The organism is Flavobacterium hauense (assembly GCF_054457175.1).
In genome coordinates this window covers 1-22,024 of record NZ_JBTKVX010000013.1, presented here as the reverse complement: position 1 = coordinate 22,024, position 22,024 = coordinate 1, and the positions used below count along the sequence as shown (strand labels likewise).

The window sequence follows — 22,024 nt, the reverse complement described above, 5'->3', positions numbered from 1 at the left end:
TATAAAACAAAAGGCTGCCAATTGGCAGCCTTTTTATATTTCTAAATATCCAAAAATCGAATAATCGGTGTTAAACCGTCCTTTGAACAACCTCAAATAAAGTCCCATTTTCGCATTTAAGTGTTTTGCTCGGAAACTTCATTAATAGGGCATAGTCGTGCGTAGCCATAATGATGGTCTTTCCATTTTGGTTGATCTCACGAAGCAACTGCATAACCTCTACGCTGGTTTGCGGATCAAGGTTTCCTGTAGGCTCATCGGCAAGGATGACATCGGCATCGTTTAATAGTGCACGTGCCACGGCAATCCTTTGCTGCTCACCACCTGATAGCTGGTGCGGCATTTTATTGGCTGCGTTTTTCATACCTACTTTTTCAAGTACTTCATTTATTTTGACTTCCATTTCCTGAGTTTCGCTCCAGCCTGTGGCTTTAAGTACAAAAAGCAGGTTTTCGCTAACGCTTCTGTCCGGAAGCAGTTTAAAGTCCTGGAAAACAATTCCGATTTTCCTTCTCAGGTATGGGATATCCCTTTCTCTTAATGTCTTTAGGTCATAGTCTACAAACGTGCCTTCGCCATCTTTCAGCTTGAGGTCGGCATAAAGCGTTTTCATCAAACTACTTTTACCCGATCCTGTTTTACCTATTATATAGATGAATTCACCATGATTGACCTCAAGGTTAATATCTGATAATACGGCATTGTGATCCTGGTAGATGGTAACGTCTTGTAACGACAATACTGGCTGGGACATATGTTTGTGGTGTTTGTTTTGGTAAAAGTAATAAGATAACGCGGCTATTCAAAATTTTATTTCAGGCAGCCCGATTCATATCAGATTTCGTGCTGTTATGATTTTCTTAAAACGATACTAAAGCATAATAACATCCGTTAAAATAGAATAAGAATTGATATATTTGGCTTACCTAAAAAACACAACACACATGCGCAGACTAAACAGGCTACTCCTATTTTCTGTACCGCTTTGGGGCTTAAGCCTTTCGGCACAACAATCATCTATTTATACACACCAATTAAGGGATTTCGACAGGGCTGTAACGCTTTATAATGATAAGCAATATCAGGCTGCACAAATACTTTTTGAAAAAGCAAAGGGCGAAAACCAGGAAACAGAAGTGCAGGCCGACTGTGCTTATTACATAGCCAATTGCGCCATAAGGCTTGATCAGATGGATGCCGATATGCTTATGGAGAACTTTGTAGAAGACTATCCTACTAGTACTAAGCAGAACCAGGCTTTTGTTGAGGTTGCCGGTTATTATTTCAGCCAAGGGAAATACCCTCAGGCGCTGGAATGGTATGATAAAGTTGATGAAACCAATATGAGTGTTGCGGACAGGGATCGCTACAACTTCCAGAAAGGGTACAGCTACTTTAGTGCAGGTGATAAAAAACAGGCAGACAAGTACCTGAACAAAGTTATTAATTCTAAGGAATATGGCTCACAGGCCAAATATTACCTTGGTTTCATGTCATACGAAAGTGATGACTACAAAAAGGCAAGTCAGCTTTTTGATCAGGTTGAGGAGAAGGATAAGTACAAAGAAAAAATGTCATACTTTCAGGCCGACATGAATTTTAAGCTGGGGAACTTCCAAAAGGCAATAGACCTTGGTGTGCCTCAATTGCCGAAGTCGGATGCTAATGAGAAGTCAGAACTTAACAAGATTATAGGGGAGAGCTATTTTAACCTTGGCAAATATGACAAGGCGATACCTTACCTTAAAGATTACCATGGAAAAAAAGGAAAATGGAACAATACCGATTTTTACCAGTTAGGTTATGCTTACTACAAGCAGGGGGATTATGAAAATGCTATTGCTCAGTTCAATAAGATTATTGAAGGCAACGACTTTGTTGCCCAAAATGCCTATTACCATTTAGGGGAAAGCTACCTGAAGACAGGTAAAAAGCAACAGGCGCTAAATGCATTTAAAACAGCATCTGAAATGGAGTTTGATGCCAAAATTCAGGAGGATGCTTATCTGAACTATGCAAAATTAAGCTATGAGATAGGTAACCCTTACCAGAGTGTTCCTGAAGTGCTGGGGTCTTTCCTTCAAAAATATCCGGCTACTCCGTTTAAGCAGGAAGTGCAGACTTTGCTTATAAGCTCATACATAACTTCAAAGAATTATAAGGAAGCATTGGCATTGCTGGAGAAAGATAAATCTCCTGCAAACAGGCCTGCCTACCAAAAAGTGACTTTTTACAGAGGTACAGAGCTGTTTAACGACGGTAATTACCAGGATGCCATGGCTATGTTCAAAAAATCTATTGCAGAGCCACGCGATGCGAAGATTACTGCCCGTGCAACCTACTGGAAAGCGGAAACCGAATATGTACTTGATGCTTTTAGCGAAGCACTGATAAGTTACAAGCAGTTTGGTGGTTCTGCAGAGGCTAAGAATACTCCGGAATTCAAAAATTATAACTATAACTTGGCTTATACTTATTTCAAGCTGAAAGAATATGAAAATGCGGCTAAATACTTTCAGGAGTATGTGTCTTCGGCTGCAGCCAAAGGTGATGCGGTACGACTTAATGATGCTTACTTACGTTTAGGAGATAGCAACTTTGTAACTGCTAAATACTGGCCTGCAATGGAGGCGTATAACAAAGCTATCGACATGAAAGGTATTGATGCTGATTATGCATTCTTCCAAAAAGGGCTTAGCTACGGTTTTGTGGCAAGGAATGAGAAAAAGATTGAAGACCTGACCAAATTCGTAGCTACTTATCCTAAGTCAAAATATGCTGATGATGCTTTGTATGAAATAGGTAATACCTATGTTGCTGAAAAGCAGACTCAAAAAGCAATTGCTGCCTATGACAGGCTTGTTACTGAGTACAAAGGAAGTTCGTATACGTCAAAAGCGATCATGCGCCAGGCGCTGATATACTACAATGCTGAAAATGACGAACAGGCATTGGCGAAATTCAAGAAAGTAGTGGCCGAGTTCCCTAATACTCCGGAAGCAATGGAGGCGGTTACGACAGCACGACTTATCTATGTTGATAATGGCCGTACAGATGAATATGCGGCATGGGTAAAAACGCTTGGTTTTGTTGATATCAGCGATGCTGATCTTGATAACACAGCCTTTGAAGCTGCCGAAAAGCAATATCTTCAGAATAACAACAAGCAGGCCATATCTTCGCTTAGCGGTTATGTAACCAAGTTCCCTAACGGAATATCGTCGCTTAAGGCTAACTTCTATCTGGCGCAGTCCTATTATGCCGAAGGGCTTGAATCGAACGCTATCCCTCATTACGAATTTGTAATTGCAAAATCAAGAAGTGAATATACAGAGCAGGCATTAGCGAGATTGTCGCAGATCTATCTGAAGAAAAATGATTATGCCAAAGCAACTCCTGTGCTAAAACGTCTTGAAAGCGAAGCAGACTTCCCACAAAATGTAACTTTTGCACAGTCTAACCTGATGAAGGCTTACTACGATCAGGAAGATTTTGCCAACGCAGTGATATATGCCGATAAGGTACTGGCAAATAGCAAAACTGAAGACAGGGTAAAAAGTGATGCGCAGATTATTGTGGCACGCTCTGCTATTAAAACAAATAATGAAGCTAAAGCAAAAGAGGCCTATGCCAAATTGCTGACCATTGCCAAAGGTGAGCTTGCAGCTGAGGCATTGTACTATGATGCTTACTTTAAAAATAAAGATGGAAAATATGAAGCTTCAAACACTGCTGTGCAAAAGCTTTCTAAAGATTATTCGGGCTACAAATATTTTGGTGCCAAAGGCCTTGTTGTAATGGCTAAAAACTTTTACGGACTTAAAGACAGTTTTCAGGCAACATATATTCTGGAAAGCGTTGTCAAGAACTTTACTTCTTACCCGGATGTGGTAGCGGAAGCACAAAAAGAGCTTGATGTCATTAAGGCTGAAGAAGCAAAACGTAATTCATCTATCCAAAATTAATTAGCGCCATGAAGATCAAATTTCAATATATAGCCATAATAGCGGCATTTCTTTCGGTAAGCGGTGCTTATGCTCAAAAGAAAGACGAAAATATAGGAACAGAAGTGGTAAATGTTGTAAAGCCATACACGCCAACCATATCTGATGCCTTTAAAGTAAAAGAAACACCTGTTATTGAAGATGAGGATAACTCAAAAAAAGAAGTTATTGAATATAATATCTTTTCGTTTCCTGTAGCTTCGACTTTCACGCCTTCTAAAGGTAAGGCGGCAGGGGTGGACAGGCCACAGCGTGAAAAGCTGTATAACAACTATGCTACGCTTGGTGTAGGTAATTACGGTACCATTAATGCTGAACTTTTTGTTACTGAAAATCTTAACCGAAATGAATATGTGGGTGGTATGCTACGTCACCTTTCCTCGCAGGGAGGGATAGAGAAAGTAAGGGTAGATGATAAGTATTATAATACCTCAATTGACCTTACTTACGGAAACCGCCAGAAAGAATACAGCTGGAATACCGATTTGGGCTTTCAGAACCAGGTATACAACTGGTACGGGCTTCCGACGGATTATGTAGATTTTGAAAATCTAAATATAAATTTTGACGCCATTGACCCTAAGCAAACGTATAATTCGTTCTATATAGGAGGTAAGATCGCTGCTGAAGATAGTTTCTTTAGAGAAGCGTCGGCTCAGTTTAAACGTTTTTGGGACGCTTATGGTTCAGCTGAAAATCGTTTTTACATCAAGCCGTCACTGGATATTGATGTAATGGATGAAAAGATCAAAGTAGACTTTATTGCTGATTATGTTGGCGGTACTCTTGCTGATGATACTGAGTTCCCCATAGAATATAGTAACTTTAATCTTGGTGTACAGCCAAGTCTTGTTTATCAGAAAGATGATTTTTCGGCCCAGTTGGGAGCAGGATTGTTCTATAGCATGGGTAAGCTTGGAGATGACAGCGACAGTAAGTTCTATATCTATCCGCAGATAAAGGCATCATATAAAGTAGTAGGAGACCTGATGATAGCGTATGCAGGTGCTGAGGGTAGCTTAAAGCAAAATTCGTATGCTGACTTTGTAAGCCAGAACCCATTTATTTCACCAATGCAGGTAATTGCGCCAACTAACCAGCAATATGACATATATGTTGGTCTTAAAGGTAAGCTGGCTAATGCAGTAGCTTATAATATCCGTGGATCGTACATGAATGAGGATGATAAGGCATTGTTTGTGAATTTTAATCCGGGAGTGCTGCCGGGTCCTGGAGCTGATCTTCAGGGTTTTCAGTATGGAAACTCATTTAGTGTAGTGTATGATCAGGTGCAAACCATAAGTTTCTTTGGAGAGCTTAAAGCTGACTTTTCTAAAAGCGTAAGCTTTGGAATTAATGGAACTTTTAATAGTTATTCTATGGATGCGCAATCTGAAGCATGGAACCTTCCTCAGATAAAAGTAGGCTCAACACTTGATGTTGATATCACAGAGAAGTGGTATGCAGGCCTTAATCTGTTCTTTGTGGGTGACAGGAAAGACATTGTATTGCCTGATAATACTTTTGTTGAGACTGGTATGGATTACAGTACTCAAGTGGTTACGCTTAAAAGTTATTTTGACCTTAATGCCCATGTGGGATATAAATACAGTGAACGCTTAACCGGTTTCCTGAAGCTTAACAATATTGCTAACCAGGATTACGACCGCTGGGTGAATTATCCGGTTCAGGGCTTCCAGTTTCTTGCCGGGGCATCCTACAAGTTTAATTTTTAATTATTTAAAAATTCAAAATTGAAAGATTTAAAGATTGGGTTTCTCAATTTTTAAATCTTTCAATCGTTTAAATCAACAATACATTGCAGACCTTAAAACATAAAATACTCAATTACTACAAACAACAGACTGAAGACCGTATCGATGCCTTTCGGGATATGATTGCGGAACTTACCGTTGATGCTGCTAACGATGCTAAAGGCTCGGCAGGGGATAAGCATGAGACAGCTTTGTCTATGATGCATCTGGAGCAGGAAAAGCTGAACCACAAGCTTGGTGAATTCATTGCGCAAAAAGGAGTGCTTGAAAAGATAAATCCCGATGCTAAAACAACCAAAATAGCAATGGGAAGCCTTGTGAAAGCAAACGGTATGCATTTGTTTGTAAGTGCAGCATTGCCGAAGATTACGATTGATGGAGTTGCGATAATAGCATTATCCCCGCAATCGCCTTTAGGAATGAAGCTTATGGGGATGGAAGCCGGAGGCGAATTTGAAATAAGCGGAACAAAATATAGCATTGAAGAAATACATTAAGTCGTGCTAAATGCTTTAAGTGGTTAAGCTATTTTGCATTGATTTTAACACTATAGTACCGATTCACTATGCCTTCGTTTGATTTGATAAATTGTTGATAACTTACCTCTTAAAAAGGGTGTTTTGATAGCTTTATCCCTACTGATTTTATATATTTGTTCGTTAAACTTAAAATTTCGTTAACAAACAGTTTTATGAGTGAAGAAATAAAGAAAAACAATTATTCGGCTGACAGTATTCAGGCCCTTGAAGGAATGGAGCACGTAAGGATGCGTCCTTCCATGTACATTGGCGATGTGGGTACAAGAGGTCTTCACCACCTTGTTTATGAGGTTGTAGATAACTCAATTGATGAGGCTCTTGCCGGACATTGTGATACTATTCATGTTGCGATTAATGAGGATAATTCCGTTACTGTAGAAGATAATGGCCGTGGTATCCCGGTAGATATACATAAAAAAGAAGGCGTTTCTGCACTGGAGGTTGTAATGACCAAAATTGGTGCGGGAGGTAAGTTTGATAAAGATTCCTATAAAGTATCGGGAGGTCTGCACGGTGTAGGTGTATCGTGTGTGAATGCACTTTCTGACCACCTGAGGGCTACGGTTTACAGGGATGGTAAGGTGTATGAGCAGGAATACGAGAGAGGTAAATCATTGTATCCTGTAAAGCAGATAGGTGAAACCGAAAAAAGAGGTACTACGGTAACTTTTAAGCCGGACACAACGATATTTACACAGACTACTGAGTATTCTTATGACACGCTTGCTGCACGTATGCGTGAGCTTTCTTTCCTTAATAAGGGTATAACGATTACGCTTACCGATAAAAGAGAAAAAGACGATAAAGGTGAATTCCTTGGCGAAACTTTCCATTCTCAGGAGGGTCTTAAGGAATTCGTTAAGTTCCTTGATGGCAACCGTGAGCCTATCATTACCCATGTGATCAGCATGGAAACTGATAAGGGAGAGGTGCCGGTAGAGGTTGCATTGATCTATAATACAAGCTACTCAGAGAATATCTTCTCTTATGTAAATAATATTAATACTCATGAGGGGGGTACACACCTTTCGGGTTTCCGTAGAGGTCTTACCAATACCCTTAAAAAATATGCTGATAACTCAGGGCTTCTTGAAAAACTGAAGTTTGAGATATCGGGAGATGACTTCCGTGAAGGTCTTACTGCGATTATATCGGTTAAGGTTTCTGAGCCTCAGTTTGAAGGGCAGACAAAAACCAAGCTGGGTAACCGTGAGGTTGTTGCTCCGGTAAGCCAGGCAGTAAGCGAAATGCTTGAGAATTACCTTGAGGAGAATCCAAATGACGCCCGTATTATTGTGCAGAAGGTTATCCTTGCGGCGCAGGCACGTCACGCAGCTAAAAAAGCGCGTGAGATGGTGCAGCGTAAGACGGTTATGGGTGGTGGCGGACTTCCGGGTAAGCTATCTGACTGTTCTGAGCAGGATCCTGCAAAATGTGAAGTGTTCCTTGTAGAGGGTGACTCGGCAGGTGGTACTGCAAAACAAGGACGTGACAGGGCTTTCCAGGCTATCCTTCCGTTGAGGGGTAAGATTCTTAACGTTGAGAAAGCAATGCATCACAAAGTATTTGAGAACGAAGAGATTCGAAATATATTTACTGCTCTTGGTGTAACTATTGGTACACCGGAAGATAGTAAGGCGCTTAACCTTGAGAAACTGCGCTACCATAAAGTGGTTATCATGTGTGATGCCGATGTTGACGGTTCTCACATCTCTACACTTATCCTTACGTTCTTCTTCCGTTTCATGAAAGAGCTTATAGAAAATGGCCACGTGTATATTGCTACGCCGCCACTTTATATGGTTAAAAAAGGAACGAAGAAAGAATATGCATGGAATGATAACCAGCGTGACCTGATTACTGAGAAAATGGGTGGTGGGTCATCGGTACAGCGTTATAAAGGTCTTGGAGAGATGAATGCTGAGCAGCTTTGGGAAACTACACTGGATCCTGAATATCGTACGCTTCGTCAGGTTAATATTGACAGCCTTGCTGAGGCTGACAGGGTTTTCTCTATGCTTATGGGGGATGAAGTGCCGCCAAGAAGGGAATTTATCGAAAAGAATGCTGCTTACGCCAGAATTGACGCATAAGGGCTTTTCTATATAAACAAACACACTGAAAGAGCATCCGGATACGGGTGCTCTTTTTTATTTTGGGTGAAGTAGGTGAAAAACAAAAAATAATTAAATGATAATATGTGTTGGCAGGAATATTTTAGTAAATTGGTAAAATCAAACACATTGCGGTCTTATTTTGACAATTGTGGATGAGAATACGTTCTTAAACCGAATTAACTATACGAACTAACCTAATTAAAATTTAATTTATGAAAGTAACAATAGTAGGCGCCGGCAATGTGGGCGCTACCTGTGCAGATGTTATCTCTTACAGGGGTATTGCCAGCGAAGTGGTATTGCTCGATATTAAAGAAGGTTTTGCTGAAGGCAAGGCTATGGATATCATGCAGTGTGCTACTACTACAGGATTCAATACACGTGTCTCAGGAAGTACAAATGATTATTCTAAAACAGCAGATAGCGATGTAGTAGTGATCACATCGGGTATACCAAGGAAGCCAGGGATGACCCGTGAGGAGCTTATTGGTATTAATGCCGGTATTGTTAAGTCAGTAGCTGAAAATGTGCTGCAGTACTCGCCAAATGCGATTATAGTGGTAGTTTCTAATCCTATGGATACGATGACCTATCTTACTTTAAAGGCTACAGGTGTTCCTAAGAACAGGATTATAGGTATGGGCGGTGCGCTTGATAGCTCACGCTTTAAATATTATCTCTCTAAAGCGCTTGACAGGCCATCTAACGACGTACAGGGTATGGTTATTGGCGGTCATGGCGATACAACCATGATTCCGCTTACAAGGCTTGCATCGTATAACGGTAGTCCTGTGTCAGATTTTCTTTCTCAGGAGCAGCTTGATAAAGTAGCAGCAGATACAATGGTTGGAGGGGCTACGCTTACAGGGCTTTTAGGGACTTCGGCATGGTATGCTCCGGGCGCATCGGTGGCCTACCTTGTAGATAGTATTCTGAATGACCAAAAGAAAATCATAGCCTGTTCAGTATTCCTTGAAGGCGAGTACGGACAGGAGGATATATGTCTTGGAGTGCCATGTATCATAGGGAAAAATGGAGTTGAAAAAATAATCGATATTAAGCTTAATGACAATGAAAAAGCACTGTTTTCGAAGAGTGCAGACGCTGTTAGAAACATGAATTCGGATCTTAAATCAGTATTGGTATAAGATCAGACGCCAGCAAAATAAGGAGACTGCCAAGGGCAGTCTTTTTTTTGTGATATAATTAGTAAATAAATTGCTTAATCTTATCGTAAATTATATATTTGCTCGTTTTAAAAAATTTGGACATAATTAATTTTTACAAATAATGCAGAATAAGGGACTCATTAAGTTTTTCGCAATCATATTTGCGTTAGTATGTATTTACCAGCTTTCCTTCACTTTTGTCTCGAGCAGAATTGAGGCAGATGCTAAGGCTCACGCAGGAGGCGACTCAGACAAAGAGGTTGCTTATCTTGAATCCATGAAGGATTCGGTTGTGTATCCGGTTTTTAACTATACATACGATGAAGTAAGGAACAAACAAATCAACAAAGGTCTTGACCTTGAAGGAGGAATTAACGTAATGCTTGAGATATCAGTAAAAGATATCGTTAAAGGTCTTGCTAATAATTCTAAAAATCCTGTTTTAAACAAAGCCCTTGATCAGGCTAAAAAAGACAGGCAGGGTAACCAGGACTATCTTGACGCGTTTTTCATTGCGTTTGATAAAGAGTCTAACGGTTCTGTAAAACTTGCTTCACCTGAATTATTCACTAACAGGATAATGGGTGAGTCAGTAAATATTAAAATGACTGATGATCAGGTTAAGGCTGTTATCAGGAAAAAAGTAAGCGAGTCTATTGACAGTGCTTTTGGTGTATTAACTGAGCGTATCGATAAATTTGGTGTTGTTCAGCCTAATATCCAGAAACTTGGCGAATCAGGACGCATCATGGTTGAACTTCCGGGTGCTAAAGATATTGACCGTGTTAAAAAACTATTACAAAGTACAGCTCAGCTTGAGTTTTGGGAAGCATATAAAGTAAATGACCTTCAGGGCTTCCTGATGGGTGCTAATGAAGTGCTGAAGAAAACTGAAAAAGCTGATGTGAAAGTAGCTGAAACTGCAACTTCATCTGCAACAGATTCACTACTTACAAATAAAGCTAAAGATTCAGCTGTTGCTCCTGTTAAAGGTGCCAACCCATTATTTGATAAATTAGCTCCTAGCCAGGGAGGTCCGGTTATTGGTATGGCTTCTGTAAAAGATACTGCCAAAATCAACAGCTGGTTAAAGAGAGACGATATCCGTTCATTACTTTCAGGAGATATGCGTTATGCGCGTTTTGCATGGGGTAAAGAAGATGTTAGAAAGTCTAAAGGACTTCTTGAGCTTTACTGCCTTAAAACGAATAGAGAAAGTATTCCTGATCTTGCAGGTAATGTAATTACAGGTGCTAATGCAGCGTTCGACCAAATGGGTAAACCGTCTGTAGAAATGCAGATGAACAGCCGTGGTGCTCAGGTTTGGGAAGAAATGACAGGTAAAGCATACAGAGAGCAGGGTTATATTGCTATTGTTCTTGATAATGTTGTTTATTCTGCTCCGGGTGTATCTACAGGTCCTATTGCAGGTGGTAATTCACAAATCTCAGGTGCATTTGATGTAACTGAAACAAAGGATTTAGCTAACATCCTTAGGGCTGGTAAACTTCCTGCATCTGCTGACATCGTTCAGTCAGAAGTAGTAGGTCCATCACTTGGACAGGAAGCTATAGATAATGGTATCATCTCATCTATCGCAGGTTTATTGCTTGTATCACTTTGGATGGTAATTTATTATGGTAAAGCTGGTTGGTTCGCTAACGCTGCCCTTATCGTTAACGTACTATTCCTTTTTGGTATGCTTGCAAGCTTAGGTGCTGTATTGACATTACCGGGTATCGCTGGTATCGTATTAACAATTGGTACTGCTGTAGATGCTAACATCATTATCTATGAACGAGCGAAAGAAGAGCTGCGTCATGGTAAATCACTTGATGAGGCAATTAAGATATCATATAGCTGGAGAGGTGCTATGTCATCAATTACTGATGCTAACGTAACACACATCCTTACAGGTCTTGTACTATTAATTTTTGGTACTGGTCCGGTTAAAGGTTTCGCGACAACATTACTTTTAGGTATATTCACATCATTATTCACATCACTTTTCATCACAAGGCTATTCCTTGACTGGAGTATCAGAAAAGGTGGAGAGCTTACATTCGTAACAGGACTATCTAAAAACTGGTTCACTAACTTCCATTTTGATTTCCTTGGAGCTAAGAAATTCACTTATATTTTCTCTTCTATTGTTGTGATCGGTAGCTGTGTATCTTTTGCAGTTAATGGTCTTGATGAAGGTATTGATTTTGTAGGTGGTAGGTCATCACAAATCAAGTTTGAGAAATCGGTTTCTACAGATGAGATTAAAGAAGAGCTTGAAGCTGAATTTAAAGAAGGAGTAGATGTAAAAGTGTTTGGTAACGATTCTCAGTTGAGAGTTACTACTAAATACAAAATTAAAGATAATACTGCTGAAGCAGATGCTGAAGTAAATGCAAAACTTTATAATGCCCTTAAGAAGCATTATAGTTCTGATGTTACGTATGAAAAATTCGTGAATACTTATGAAGGTAAAAAGATTGGTATCCTTTCTCAGACTAAAGTAAGTGGAGCGGTAGCAGATGATATTAAAGCTAACTCAGTATGGGCGGTTCTTGGAGCGATGGGAATCGTGTTTATTTACCTTATGGTAAGTTTCAGGAAATGGCAGTACAGCTTAGGTGCGATCGCAGCAGTAGCTCACGACGTTATCTTTGTATTGGGTATCTATTCACTATGCTATAAGTTCATGCCTTTCCACATGGAAATGGACCAGCACTTTATCGCTGCTATCCTAACGGTTATCGGTTACTCAATGAATGATACGGTAATTGTATTTGACAGGGTAAGGGAATACATTACAGGTAATGAAAAAGGTAGCTTTAAAGATATCGTAAATGCGTCTGTAAACACTACTATGTCAAGAACGATCAATACATCATTAACAATGGTTCTTGTATTAGGTATTATGTTTATCTTCGGTGGAGATTCTATCCGTGGATTCATATTTGCAATGCTTATCGGTATCGTAGTAGGTACATATTCATCACTATTTATCGCAACTCCGGTACTTGTAGATTCAATGCCTAAAAAAGATAAAGACCTGATTGTTAAAAGACACAACGAAGAGGCATAATATTCTTTGTTAAATTATACCAAAACCTGTCTGTGAAAATGGACAGGTTTTTTTTATTTTGCTTTTATGCATACGTAAAAAAGCATATATTCGTTATCATTTATAAATAAATACTATTGCCGTAGGGCATGTTTACCATTTAAAAGAAACCTTTATCAGAACATGACAAATCTAATTTTCTTACTCCAGGACACTCTTGCAGTTGCTAAAGATGCTCCTGTCGATGCAGCTGCTGCGGCTCAGGATCAATCTATCAATTTCTTTTCGATGCTAATGAAGGGTGGGGTAATGGTTGTGCCAATCCTCATACTATTGTTCTTTACGCTTTATGTTATAATCGAAAGAGCATTATATATCAGTAAACACAGTAAAGAAGATACCGGCCTTATAAATGACGTGCGTTATGAACTTAATTCAGGCAGAATTGAGGCTGCACAAATGAAGGCCAGTAAAGCAGGTACTGCATACGGTAATATCCTTGAAAGCGGAATTGCCTTAGTGGGGCGTCCTTTAAGCGAGATTGAAGGTATGATGGAAAAGACTACCAATGTTGAGATAGGTCTTATGGAGAAGAAACTGGGATGGCTGGGTCTTGTATCCGGTATTGCGCCCATCCTTGGATTCATTGGTACGATCTCAGGGGTAATCAAGATTTTCTATACTATCTCGATAACAGAAAATATCAGTATCGGTAGTATTTCAGGAGGTCTTTATGAAAAAATGATCAGTTCAGGATTAGGACTTATCGTAGGTGTTGTGGCTTATTCAGGCTATCACTTCTTTAATATGATGATTGATGGTTTTGGACTTAAGGTACAAAAGCAGGTTATACAGTTTGTTAATATAATTACTACAGGTAAATAATGAGAGTAAGGAGAAATAAACGTTTTCATGCAGAAATTGCTGCTTCGGCATTGAGCGATATCATGTTCTTTTTGCTGTTGTTCTTCCTTATCATCTCTACATTGGCAAATCCTAACGTTATTGACCTGGCGTTGCCAAAAGCAGATTCTAACAAGACAACAGATAAGGCGCATATTACTATTTCGGTAAATGCTGATAAACAATATTTTATTGATAAGCAGCAGGTGCCGTTTGAAGAGCTTGAAGGGACACTTATGTCTAAGATTGCAGGAAGCGGCGATAATGTTGTGATTGTAAGGATACCTAAAGACCTGCAGGTACAAGATATGGTAGATATACTACAAATAGGGCAAAAGAATAAGCTTAAATTTTCTATTGCGACTACTAAATAATTTAAGATTATGGCTTCCAGATTAACAGGAGAAGAAAAAAAATCAATGGCAATTACTACGGTAATTTTTGTCATTGCGGCACTCTTTCTTTTCTTTTTTAAATATACCCAAAAAGACGACCTTATCGATCTTGCTGAGCTTGAAGGTGGCGGCGGGGGAGGTGGCGTTACCGTAAACTTTGGGGACAGCGATGTGGGCTCCGGAGCTGATTTTCGCAGTGAAGTCCTTGATGTTACAGAAAAAGTAAAGCAAACACCTACACCGGCGCAGGCTGATGAGGAAGAAGTTGTTGCCAGCGATCTTGACGATGCCCCTGCTGTTGTTAAAACGAAGCCTGTACAGAAGAAAGATCCTCAAAAGGTAGAGTCGAAGCCGGTTTCGGTTAAAGCGCCTCCACATCCTTCTAAAACCACTTCTGATGCGCTTGCGAATATCCTTAACGGAAACAATAAGGGTGGAGATGGAGATGATGGTGTTGCAGGTAATAAAGGTAAGCTTGGAGGAGATAAAAATTCCGGAAGCTATTATGGTGACGGAGGCAGCGGCGGAGGTACCGGTGGAGGTAATGGTTCCGGAAACGGAACGGGAACAGGGCCGGGTTCAGGCAGCGGCTCAGGTGGTGGTAGCGGCGCAGGCCGCGGAACCGGAGTTGGTAATTATCAGTTAGGAGGCAGAAAGAACCTTAATACGCCCAAGCCACAGTATAGATGTAATGAAGAAGGTACCGTAGTTGTTCAGATTACTGTGAACAGAAGCGGTAAGGTTATAAAAGCAGAAAGGGGCAGGGGAACAACAAATGCTGCACAATGTCTTTTTGATCAGGCCAAAGCTGCGGCAATGGACACCAAATTTGATAGTAGTGATTCTGCTCCGGAAACACAAGTAGGTAAAATTATTTACAACTTTAAACTCACAGATTAATCGACTATTTTCTATATAACAAATAAGGCCACGCAATGCGTGGCTTTTTTGTTTATTTAAGTTGCTGCAATATCCAGTCAAAACATTGCCTGTTATCCATTATGGACCAGGAGTGCGGATGCCTTTGTCCGTTTGGCCTATATCCTTTATCATGAGTAATAATGAGTTGTGCATTCTTGTTGCCTCCAAGCTGTAGCAGGTTTATCATGGCAGATATATCCATAGCGTTAAGGTCATAGAAATCCCTGTGCCTGTTTTCCATAGACCATAACACATCTGGTTCTGTGTATAATAATATAGGTGTATTTAGCAGGTATTTCGCGTTTCCGCCATCTTTTTCGCTTTGGGAGAATATAGAGTACTTAATGTAGTTTTTCGGTTGTTCTGCAGGCGATCCTCCAAATTCTTCACGATACATTTCTGTAATCCATTTTCCTTCGGCTACAGCAATATCCGAAAAATTGCGTTCAATATCTCTTATACAATGATTCCATAAATGGGCGTAGTCTAAAGGAGGGTCGATGCCAAATACCGCTTTTGGAATTATGGTTGTGCTTCCTTTTTCGCGATTCGCTTTTTCAGTATAGGTTAAAGACAGCATAGCCCCTCCGGAAAAACCTCCCATTACGAATTTATCCTTTGGGATATTGAAACGTTTAATGACCTGAGTGAATATCTGGTTTAGCATTTCGTGTTCGTAAATATGCTTGGTTGTGCCCCAGTTTATGGACGGAAATATAACAAGGATACCATTATCAACGGCAAGTTTGTGTAATGATATTTGTGGCTCTATATAATCTATAGGTTCGCCTGCTCCTGGTAAGATAACAAGAGCTGCTACAGGTTTTGTCTTTGGAATGTAAAGCTTGTAAAACAAGGTTGTAGAGTCTTTATCCCATGACTTGTATAGGTCATGAGGATCTTCTTTTGAAATAAGTATTGTTTCTGTTGTCTGCGCCTGTAAAGCAGTACAGAAAAATAGAATCTGCAAGAGGTATTTCATAATGTTATCGGTTTAATTGTATAGGTATGACTAAACTGACAATTGTTACTGTTTGTTTATAAAAAAACCGCCTTGGAGGCGGTTTAGATGTTATAAAGTTTCTTTACGGTTCTTTGCTGTAAATATCAGGTAGAAACCTACAAGGATAAATGGTATGCTCAGCCATTGGCCTGTAAGCAATATAGGGTCTTTGCCTTCAAAACCTCCCTGGCTTTCCTTAACGAATTCAACAAAGAAACGTACAGCCCATAGTAATACAAGGAATACACCAAAAATAAGTCCGTGTTTCTTGCGGGCATCAGTTTTCCAGTACATAAAATAAATGATAGCAAAAACAAAGATATAACCGAAAGCCTCATATAATTGTGCAGGATGTCTAAAAGGTATTGCTGCAAGTATATCTGTAAACTGTGGATTTTTCTCAACAGCTTCATAAGCTGCATTATAATCTAATATTTTTGTTTTTGCTATGACTTCGTTTTTGCCTAACCACTCTTCTCCACGTATGAACTTGATTGCGGTTGGAGTGTCAGCAGTTGTTTCTCTTCCTAAAATCTCGCTATTAAAGAAGTTTCCAAGCCTTACGAATATACCACCGCTGGTTACAGGAATAACTACGCGGTCAAGCATCCATAGAAGAGGCCTGTGTATGATTTTTTTGCTATACCAAACCATAGCAAGTATAATGGCTATTGCTGCACCATGACTTGCAAGTCCTGCAAATCCGGTAAATTCAAATTCTGGAGAGAAACGTACTGGTAACAGTATTTCTGCCGGATGTTGACTGAAATAGTCCCAATCGTAAAAAAAAACATGGCCTAGCCTTGCTCCAAGTAAAGTAGCTATAAGTGTATAGATGAATAGTTTATCCAGCTTTTCGGTCGACTCACCTTCACGGTCATAGATTTTTTTCATCAAAAACCATCCAAGGCCAAATGCTACCACAAAACCGAGGCTGTAATAACGTAGTGTTATTGGTCCTAAATTAAAACCTTCAGGCTGGTTCCAAACCATACTTAAACTATGTATCATGTATTGTCGTAATTAGTTTTTGTAAATTTAAATAAATGTACAGTACCTGCAAGTAAAAACAGGTTAATTAATGTTTGTTGCAATGTTTTCCGGGCACAGGATCATACCCGCTGCCTCCCCAAGGATTACAACTGATTATTCTTTTTATGCTAAGCCAGCTGCCTTTAAATAGTCCGTGTGTCCTTAATGCTTCAATGGTATATTGTGAGCAGGTAGGGGAATATCGGCATGCTGCCGGTAATATCGGAGAAATAACGATCTGATAAAAGCGTACCAGAGCTATAAAAGGTGCTATGAGTATGCTTTTTAAATTCAATGTTATTAGTTTAAAGAAAATGTAGTTCCTTCTTTACCGTCTTTAAGTTCAATGCCAAGATCAGTAAGTCTATTTCTTATTTGATCAGAAAGAGCAAAATCTTTATTAGCACGGGCTTCATTCCTCATTCCAATAAGCATGTTAACAACGCTTTCCAGTTTTTCATTACCAACTTCTCCCATAGTTTCGTTCTTTAGACCTAAAATGTCAAAAATGAAACTATTAAGGGTGCTTGATAAGGTTTCTAAATCATGGTTTGTCAATGTTTCTTTACCATCCTTAATAAGATTGATGAAGCGTACTGATTCAAATAGTTGTGCAATAAGTATTGGACTATTGAAATCGTCGTTCATGGCATCATAACAAGATTGTTGCCATGTTGTAATGTTCAAACTTGATATTTCTGAGGCTTGTAAATCTTTTAAATTTTCAAGAGCTTCCATAAGTCGGTTAAAGCCTTTTTCTGCAGCAATTATAGCATCATTTGAAAAATCAAGCACACTTCTGTAATGTGCCTGAAGCATAAAAAAACGAGTTACAGAAGGGCTAAATGCTTTACTAAGTTTGTCATTGTTGCCAGAAAATATTTCTCTCGGAAGAATGTTATTTCCAGTAGATTTAGACATTTTTTTACCATTTAGCGTAAGCATATTGGCATGCATCCAATAGTTGACAGGTGATTGTCCTGTGCATGCCTCATTCTGTGCTATTTCACATTCGTGGTGGGGAAATTTAAGATCCATTCCTCCTCCATGTATATCAAAGTGATTGCCCAGGTATTTGGTGCTCATAGCAGTACATTCAAGATGCCATCCGGGAAAACCATCTCCCCATGGTGAAGGCCATCTCATAATATGTTCCGGCTCTGCTTTTTTCCATAAAGCAAAGTCCTGAGCATTCTTTTTCTCATCCTGTCCGCTAAGATCACGGGTATTGGATATCATATCTTCAAGGTTTCTTCCGCTTAATTTACCGTAGTCATGGGTTTCGTTAAACTTAACAACATCAAAATAAACTGAACCGTTAGATTCGTAAGCATAACCATTTTCTAATATTTGTTTAACGGTCTCTATTTGCTCAATAATATGTCCTGTAGCAGTAGGTTCGATACTTGGTGGCAGATTGTTGAATAATTCCAGTATTTGATGAAAATCTACAGAATATTGCTGGACAATTTCCATAGGTTCCAGTTTCTCAAGCCTTGCTTTTTTTGCAATTTTGTCTTCCCCTTCATCAGCATCATCTTCAATATGACCTACGTCGGTTATATTGCGCACATATCTTACTTTATACCCTAAATGTTTAAGGTATCTGAAAATCAGGTCAAATGAAATAAAAGTTCTACAGTTTCCTAAATGTACATTGCTATATACTGTTGGACCACATACATACATTCCTACTGCGCCTTCATGCAAAGGAATGAATGTTTCTTTTTCGCTGCTTAATGTATTGTACAGCTTCAGTGCCTGATTTTGATATAAATGCATAATTAAAAGAATTGTGTAGACTTTATATATTTTGAATATTAAAATTGTGTGTCCAGTTTGATGTAATCTAAAAATTCTCTTCTTACATTTTCGTCTTTGAATTTCCCTCCAAATTCAGATGTAACTGTGCTGCTTTCGATATCACGTATTCCACGGGAATTAACACATAGGTGTTTGGCATCTATTACACATGCAACATCATCCGTGTTAAGGACTTTTTTAAGTTCTTGTACGATCTGAATAGTTAGCCTTTCCTGTACTTGAGGTCTTTTTGCAAAATAATCGACAATTCGGTTCATTTTAGATAAACCTACAACAGTTCCATTAGATATATATGCTACATGGGCTCTGCCAACAATTGGTAAAAGGTGGTGTTCACAAGTTGAATAAACAGTGATGTTTTTTTCAACAAGCATCTCTCCATATTTATATTTGTTTTCAAATGTTGATGAGCCTGGTTTTTTAGCAGGGTTCAAACCTCCAAAAATTTCTTTTACAAACATTTTTGCAACTCGATTTGGGGTGCCTTTAATGCTATCATCAGTAAGGTCCATGCCCAAAGTTTTCAGGATGCTTTCCACATCTTGTTTAATGGCAGCTATTTTTTCGTCATCTGTAAGTTCAAAGGCATCCGCACGTAAGGGTGTCTGTGCGTTGGTTGCAACATGGTTATCACCAATCTCGTCTATGCTATCGTCGTTATGAATCATTGTATGGTAATTATATAGGGATAATAAATTTGGGGCAAAGATAATTATAATTATTTGTTATGTGTTGAATTCTTCGTGTGGTATAAAAACTTTGCCTTTAAAATTGGGGTTTGTTAAATAATGTTCTATTTATAAAATTTCATAAATGCTAAAAAAAATAAAAAAATATAACTTTTTTTAAGCAATAGGGTAGGGTGAAGCATAGTTGAGTTGTTTATATAAAAAAATAAAACTTTTTTGTTTTTTTTATGTCAAATTTGTGTAATTTTCGCGTTTCTAAAAAATGAGCCTAATGAATAACAAGTACCTATTATTGCTATTATTTAGCTTTCTTAGCCTTAGTGTTTTTTCACAACAGGGGCCTGCAGTCCCTTTTGTAAGAGCTCTTCCTGGCGGGGCTATGTGTAATCCTGGAGATTGTACAACGTTGAGTGCAATGTATTTTAATACAGGGGCCACTACAGATTATGATGTAAATTCCATTCCTTTTAATCCTGTATTCGCGTTTAGTGGTCAGGATTCAAATCCGGTTGATGCAAATCAGGATGATTATTGGTCAAGTGCAATTCATCTTCAGACCCAGCGTCCAAATACACCTCCCGTTGAGATGAGTTTTTGTTTTTATGGGCAGAAGTATAATTATCTTATGATTAATGCAAATGGTGCAGTTACTTTTAGTGTGGCTGGTATTGTGCCTGGAGGGCAATATGTTCCTGGAGCAATTGTAGGCTGGAACTTGACAGGAACTCCAATCCCTACGGCGGCAGGAGGCGCGGGGATTACTAATCAGTCTATTTTTGGGGTGTTGCAGGACACGAACCCAAATCCGGCACCAACTATAGGTAATCCAAATGATCAAAGTATAAACTGGAAAGTGTTCGGCGAGGCACCAAACAGGGTGTTTTTATTAAATGTTTTCAAAACAGTTCATTATAATTGTGGAGCACCACTTACTTATACAAGTCAAATGGTTTTGTATGAGACTACAAATATTATAGAGGTTTATATTAAAGACAGACCCTTTCCTTCTTGTGGGTGGAATAGTGGTAATGCTGTTGTTGGGATACAAAGGGATGCCAATGTAGGTAAAGCTGCACCAGGTAGGAATAATGTGAATTTTCAGACATTCAATGAGGCATGGCGCTTTACACCAAACGGGGCAAGTGTCGTGACTTTAGATTGGTTTGAAGGACCTACTGCAACTGGTACGCCTATTGGCTCTGGTCCTAATGTTACAGTTTGTCCTACTAACCTTACAACATATACGGTTAGAGCTAATTATACAATGTGTGATGGTAGTATTATTAGTGTTACTGATCAAATTGATGTGAATGTAGGTGAAGATTTGCCTTTAAATGTACAAGATGTTGTAATGTGTGGTCCTAATGCACCTTTTACAGTTAACCTTAATGATGTTAATACTACTGTACTTAATGGTTTAGATCCTAATATATATGAATTAAGCGTTTTTCCATCGCAATTTTTGCAAGAAGAGGGATATGATAACTATACGTCTGCTGAATTGCAGAATTTTGTGGTAGATGAAGGTGAGGAATTTACTATATATGGAAGAATATCAAATTTTGATACAGGCTGTCTTAGTTTTTTTCAATATGACGTTAGAGCTGGTATACAACCTGTAGCTAATGATGTTAGTGATATGCAAGTTTGTGATGTAGGTAATGATGGGGTTGAAATTTTTGATTTAACCATTAATGATTCTGATATTCTTGATGGGCAAGATCCAACTGATTTTATTGTGAGTTATCATACGACTTTAATTGGTTCTGAAACTAATGACTCATCTATAGTAGATCCGACTTCTTTTAGTTCTGGAAACTCAACTGTTTATGTCCGTGTGACAAATGCTACGAGTCCTGACTGTTATGATTTAAACACAGTTGATCTTATTGTTACTCCAATCCCTCAGGTAATTGCTCCTGCTGATGGTTTTGCTTGTAGTAATATTGGGTATACTCTTCCGGTTCTTACAGTTGGAAATTACTATACACAACCAGGAGGTGCTGGTAATCAACTAGCTGCAGGAACCATTTTATATGCGTCTCAAATAGTGTATGTTTATGCGCAATCTGGAGTTACTCCTAATAATTGTTCTAGTGAGGATAGCTTTGATGTTACTATCTATCCTAAGCCAACAGTTGAGCAAAGAGCTGACCTGCAGGCGTGTGATGCTTATGAGCTAATGCCTCTTACCGTAGGCGGTTATTACACTGCTGCCGGCGGTACAGGCACCCAGCTTTTCCCTGGTGATTTCATAACAACAAACCAAACGATATATATCTATGCCGTAACCGGCGATGCGACAACGATCTGCAGTGACGAGTCTGATTTTGTGGTAACGATCAACAGTGCCCCAGTAGTCAACCCAGCTACACCTTTGGAATCGTGCGCGGACAACTTTGACGGCCGCGCTTATTTTGACCTTACGATAGCCGGAGCCGAGATAGTTAACGGCCAGGCTGGCTTAACGGTGACCTACCACAATACAGCTGCAGCAGCAGCAATTGGAGCCAACCCTATCACAACGCCAACGAACTACTACACCCTTGTAGGCACAGTTTATGCGAGTGTTGTACAGACAGGTACGACAACCAA

At 39.2% G+C, this 22,024-nt stretch carries 15 protein-coding genes and 1 pseudogene; 10 read left to right on the top strand and 6 right to left on the bottom strand.

All coding sequences use genetic code 11. The annotated features are described in order from the left end of the window. Positions 1-70: 70 nt before the first annotated feature. Positions 71-754, bottom strand: a complete 684-nt coding sequence (locus ACX0HA_RS10845) for a cell division ATP-binding protein FtsE (protein WP_458845304.1) — start codon at positions 752-754, stop codon at positions 71-73. Positions 755-944: 190 nt separating this feature from the next. Between ACX0HA_RS10845 and ACX0HA_RS10840 the strand changes: the two genes are divergently transcribed. The 9 genes from ACX0HA_RS10840 to ACX0HA_RS10800 all read left to right on the top strand — a co-directional run bounded on the left by ACX0HA_RS10840 (position 945) and on the right by ACX0HA_RS10800 (position 14,860). Beyond that, positions 945-3,965 (top strand): tetratricopeptide repeat protein, encoded by a 3,021-nt coding sequence (locus tag ACX0HA_RS10840; protein ID WP_458845303.1) that lies wholly within the window; start codon positions 945-947, stop codon positions 3,963-3,965. 8 nt (positions 3,966-3,973) lie between these two features. Further along, positions 3,974-5,740 carry a TonB-dependent receptor gene (locus ACX0HA_RS10835; RefSeq protein WP_458845302.1) on the top strand — a complete coding sequence of 589 codons (1,767 nt, stop codon included), beginning with the start codon at positions 3,974-3,976 and terminating at the stop codon, positions 5,738-5,740. An 83-nt stretch (positions 5,741-5,823) separates the two neighbouring features. Next, the gene (locus ACX0HA_RS10830; RefSeq protein ID WP_458845301.1) at positions 5,824-6,276 is read left to right on the top strand and encodes a hypothetical protein; all 453 of its coding nucleotides are present in this window, start codon (positions 5,824-5,826) and stop codon (positions 6,274-6,276) included. 194 nt (positions 6,277-6,470) lie between these two features. Next, on the top strand, positions 6,471-8,411 hold the full coding sequence (gene gyrB / locus ACX0HA_RS10825) for a DNA topoisomerase (ATP-hydrolyzing) subunit B (protein WP_458845300.1): 1,941 nt from the start codon (positions 6,471-6,473) through the stop codon (positions 8,409-8,411). Between the two features lie 236 nt (positions 8,412-8,647). Beyond that, entirely contained in the window at positions 8,648-9,583 is a 936-nt protein-coding gene (gene mdh, locus ACX0HA_RS10820; RefSeq protein ID WP_458845299.1) for a malate dehydrogenase, read from the top strand. Between the two features lie 142 nt (positions 9,584-9,725). Beyond that, positions 9,726-12,683, top strand: coding sequence for a protein translocase subunit SecDF (secDF, locus tag ACX0HA_RS10815; RefSeq protein WP_458845298.1), 2,958 nt, complete (start codon positions 9,726-9,728; stop codon positions 12,681-12,683). A 162-nt stretch (positions 12,684-12,845) separates the two neighbouring features. Further along, the gene (locus ACX0HA_RS10810) at positions 12,846-13,547 is read left to right on the top strand and encodes a MotA/TolQ/ExbB proton channel family protein (protein WP_458845297.1); all 702 of its coding nucleotides are present in this window, start codon (positions 12,846-12,848) and stop codon (positions 13,545-13,547) included. Beyond that, the gene (locus tag ACX0HA_RS10805; protein WP_458845296.1) at positions 13,547-13,939 is read left to right on the top strand and encodes an ExbD/TolR family protein; all 393 of its coding nucleotides are present in this window, start codon (positions 13,547-13,549) and stop codon (positions 13,937-13,939) included. Before ACX0HA_RS10810 ends, ACX0HA_RS10805 begins: the two co-directional genes overlap by 1 nt. A gap of 9 nt (positions 13,940-13,948) precedes the next feature. Beyond that, positions 13,949-14,860 (top strand): energy transducer TonB family protein, encoded by a 912-nt coding sequence (locus ACX0HA_RS10800; protein ID WP_458845295.1) that lies wholly within the window; start codon positions 13,949-13,951, stop codon positions 14,858-14,860. A gap of 52 nt (positions 14,861-14,912) precedes the next feature. Here ACX0HA_RS10800 and ACX0HA_RS10795 read toward each other — a convergent pair whose 3' ends face one another. The 5 genes from ACX0HA_RS10795 to folE form a co-directional block, all read right to left on the bottom strand. Continuing rightward, complete coding sequence (locus ACX0HA_RS10795) at positions 14,913-15,863, bottom strand: alpha/beta hydrolase family protein (protein ID WP_458845294.1); 951 nt, start codon at positions 15,861-15,863, stop codon at positions 14,913-14,915. 90 nt (positions 15,864-15,953) lie between these two features. Next, positions 15,954-16,895, bottom strand: coding sequence for a prolipoprotein diacylglyceryl transferase (gene lgt, locus ACX0HA_RS10790; protein ID WP_458845293.1), 942 nt, complete (start codon positions 16,893-16,895; stop codon positions 15,954-15,956). Positions 16,896-16,962: 67 nt separating this feature from the next. Continuing rightward, a complete protein-coding gene (gene yidD, locus ACX0HA_RS10785; protein ID WP_458845292.1) occupies positions 16,963-17,211 on the bottom strand; it encodes a membrane protein insertion efficiency factor YidD in 249 nt (82 codons plus the stop codon). Between the two features lie 5 nt (positions 17,212-17,216). Continuing rightward, positions 17,217-18,698, bottom strand: coding sequence for a cysteine--tRNA ligase (gene cysS, locus ACX0HA_RS10780; RefSeq protein ID WP_458845291.1), 1,482 nt, complete (start codon positions 18,696-18,698; stop codon positions 17,217-17,219). A gap of 38 nt (positions 18,699-18,736) precedes the next feature. Next, positions 18,737-19,408: a GTP cyclohydrolase I FolE gene (gene folE, locus ACX0HA_RS10775; protein WP_458845290.1), complete on the bottom strand. Its 672-nt coding sequence runs from the start codon at positions 19,406-19,408 to the stop codon at positions 18,737-18,739. A 292-nt stretch (positions 19,409-19,700) separates the two neighbouring features. On the opposite strand from folE, the pseudogene ACX0HA_RS10770 reads away from it, so the two are divergent. After that, a pseudogene (locus ACX0HA_RS10770) lies at positions 19,701-22,024 on the top strand (hypothetical protein); the annotation flags it as partial.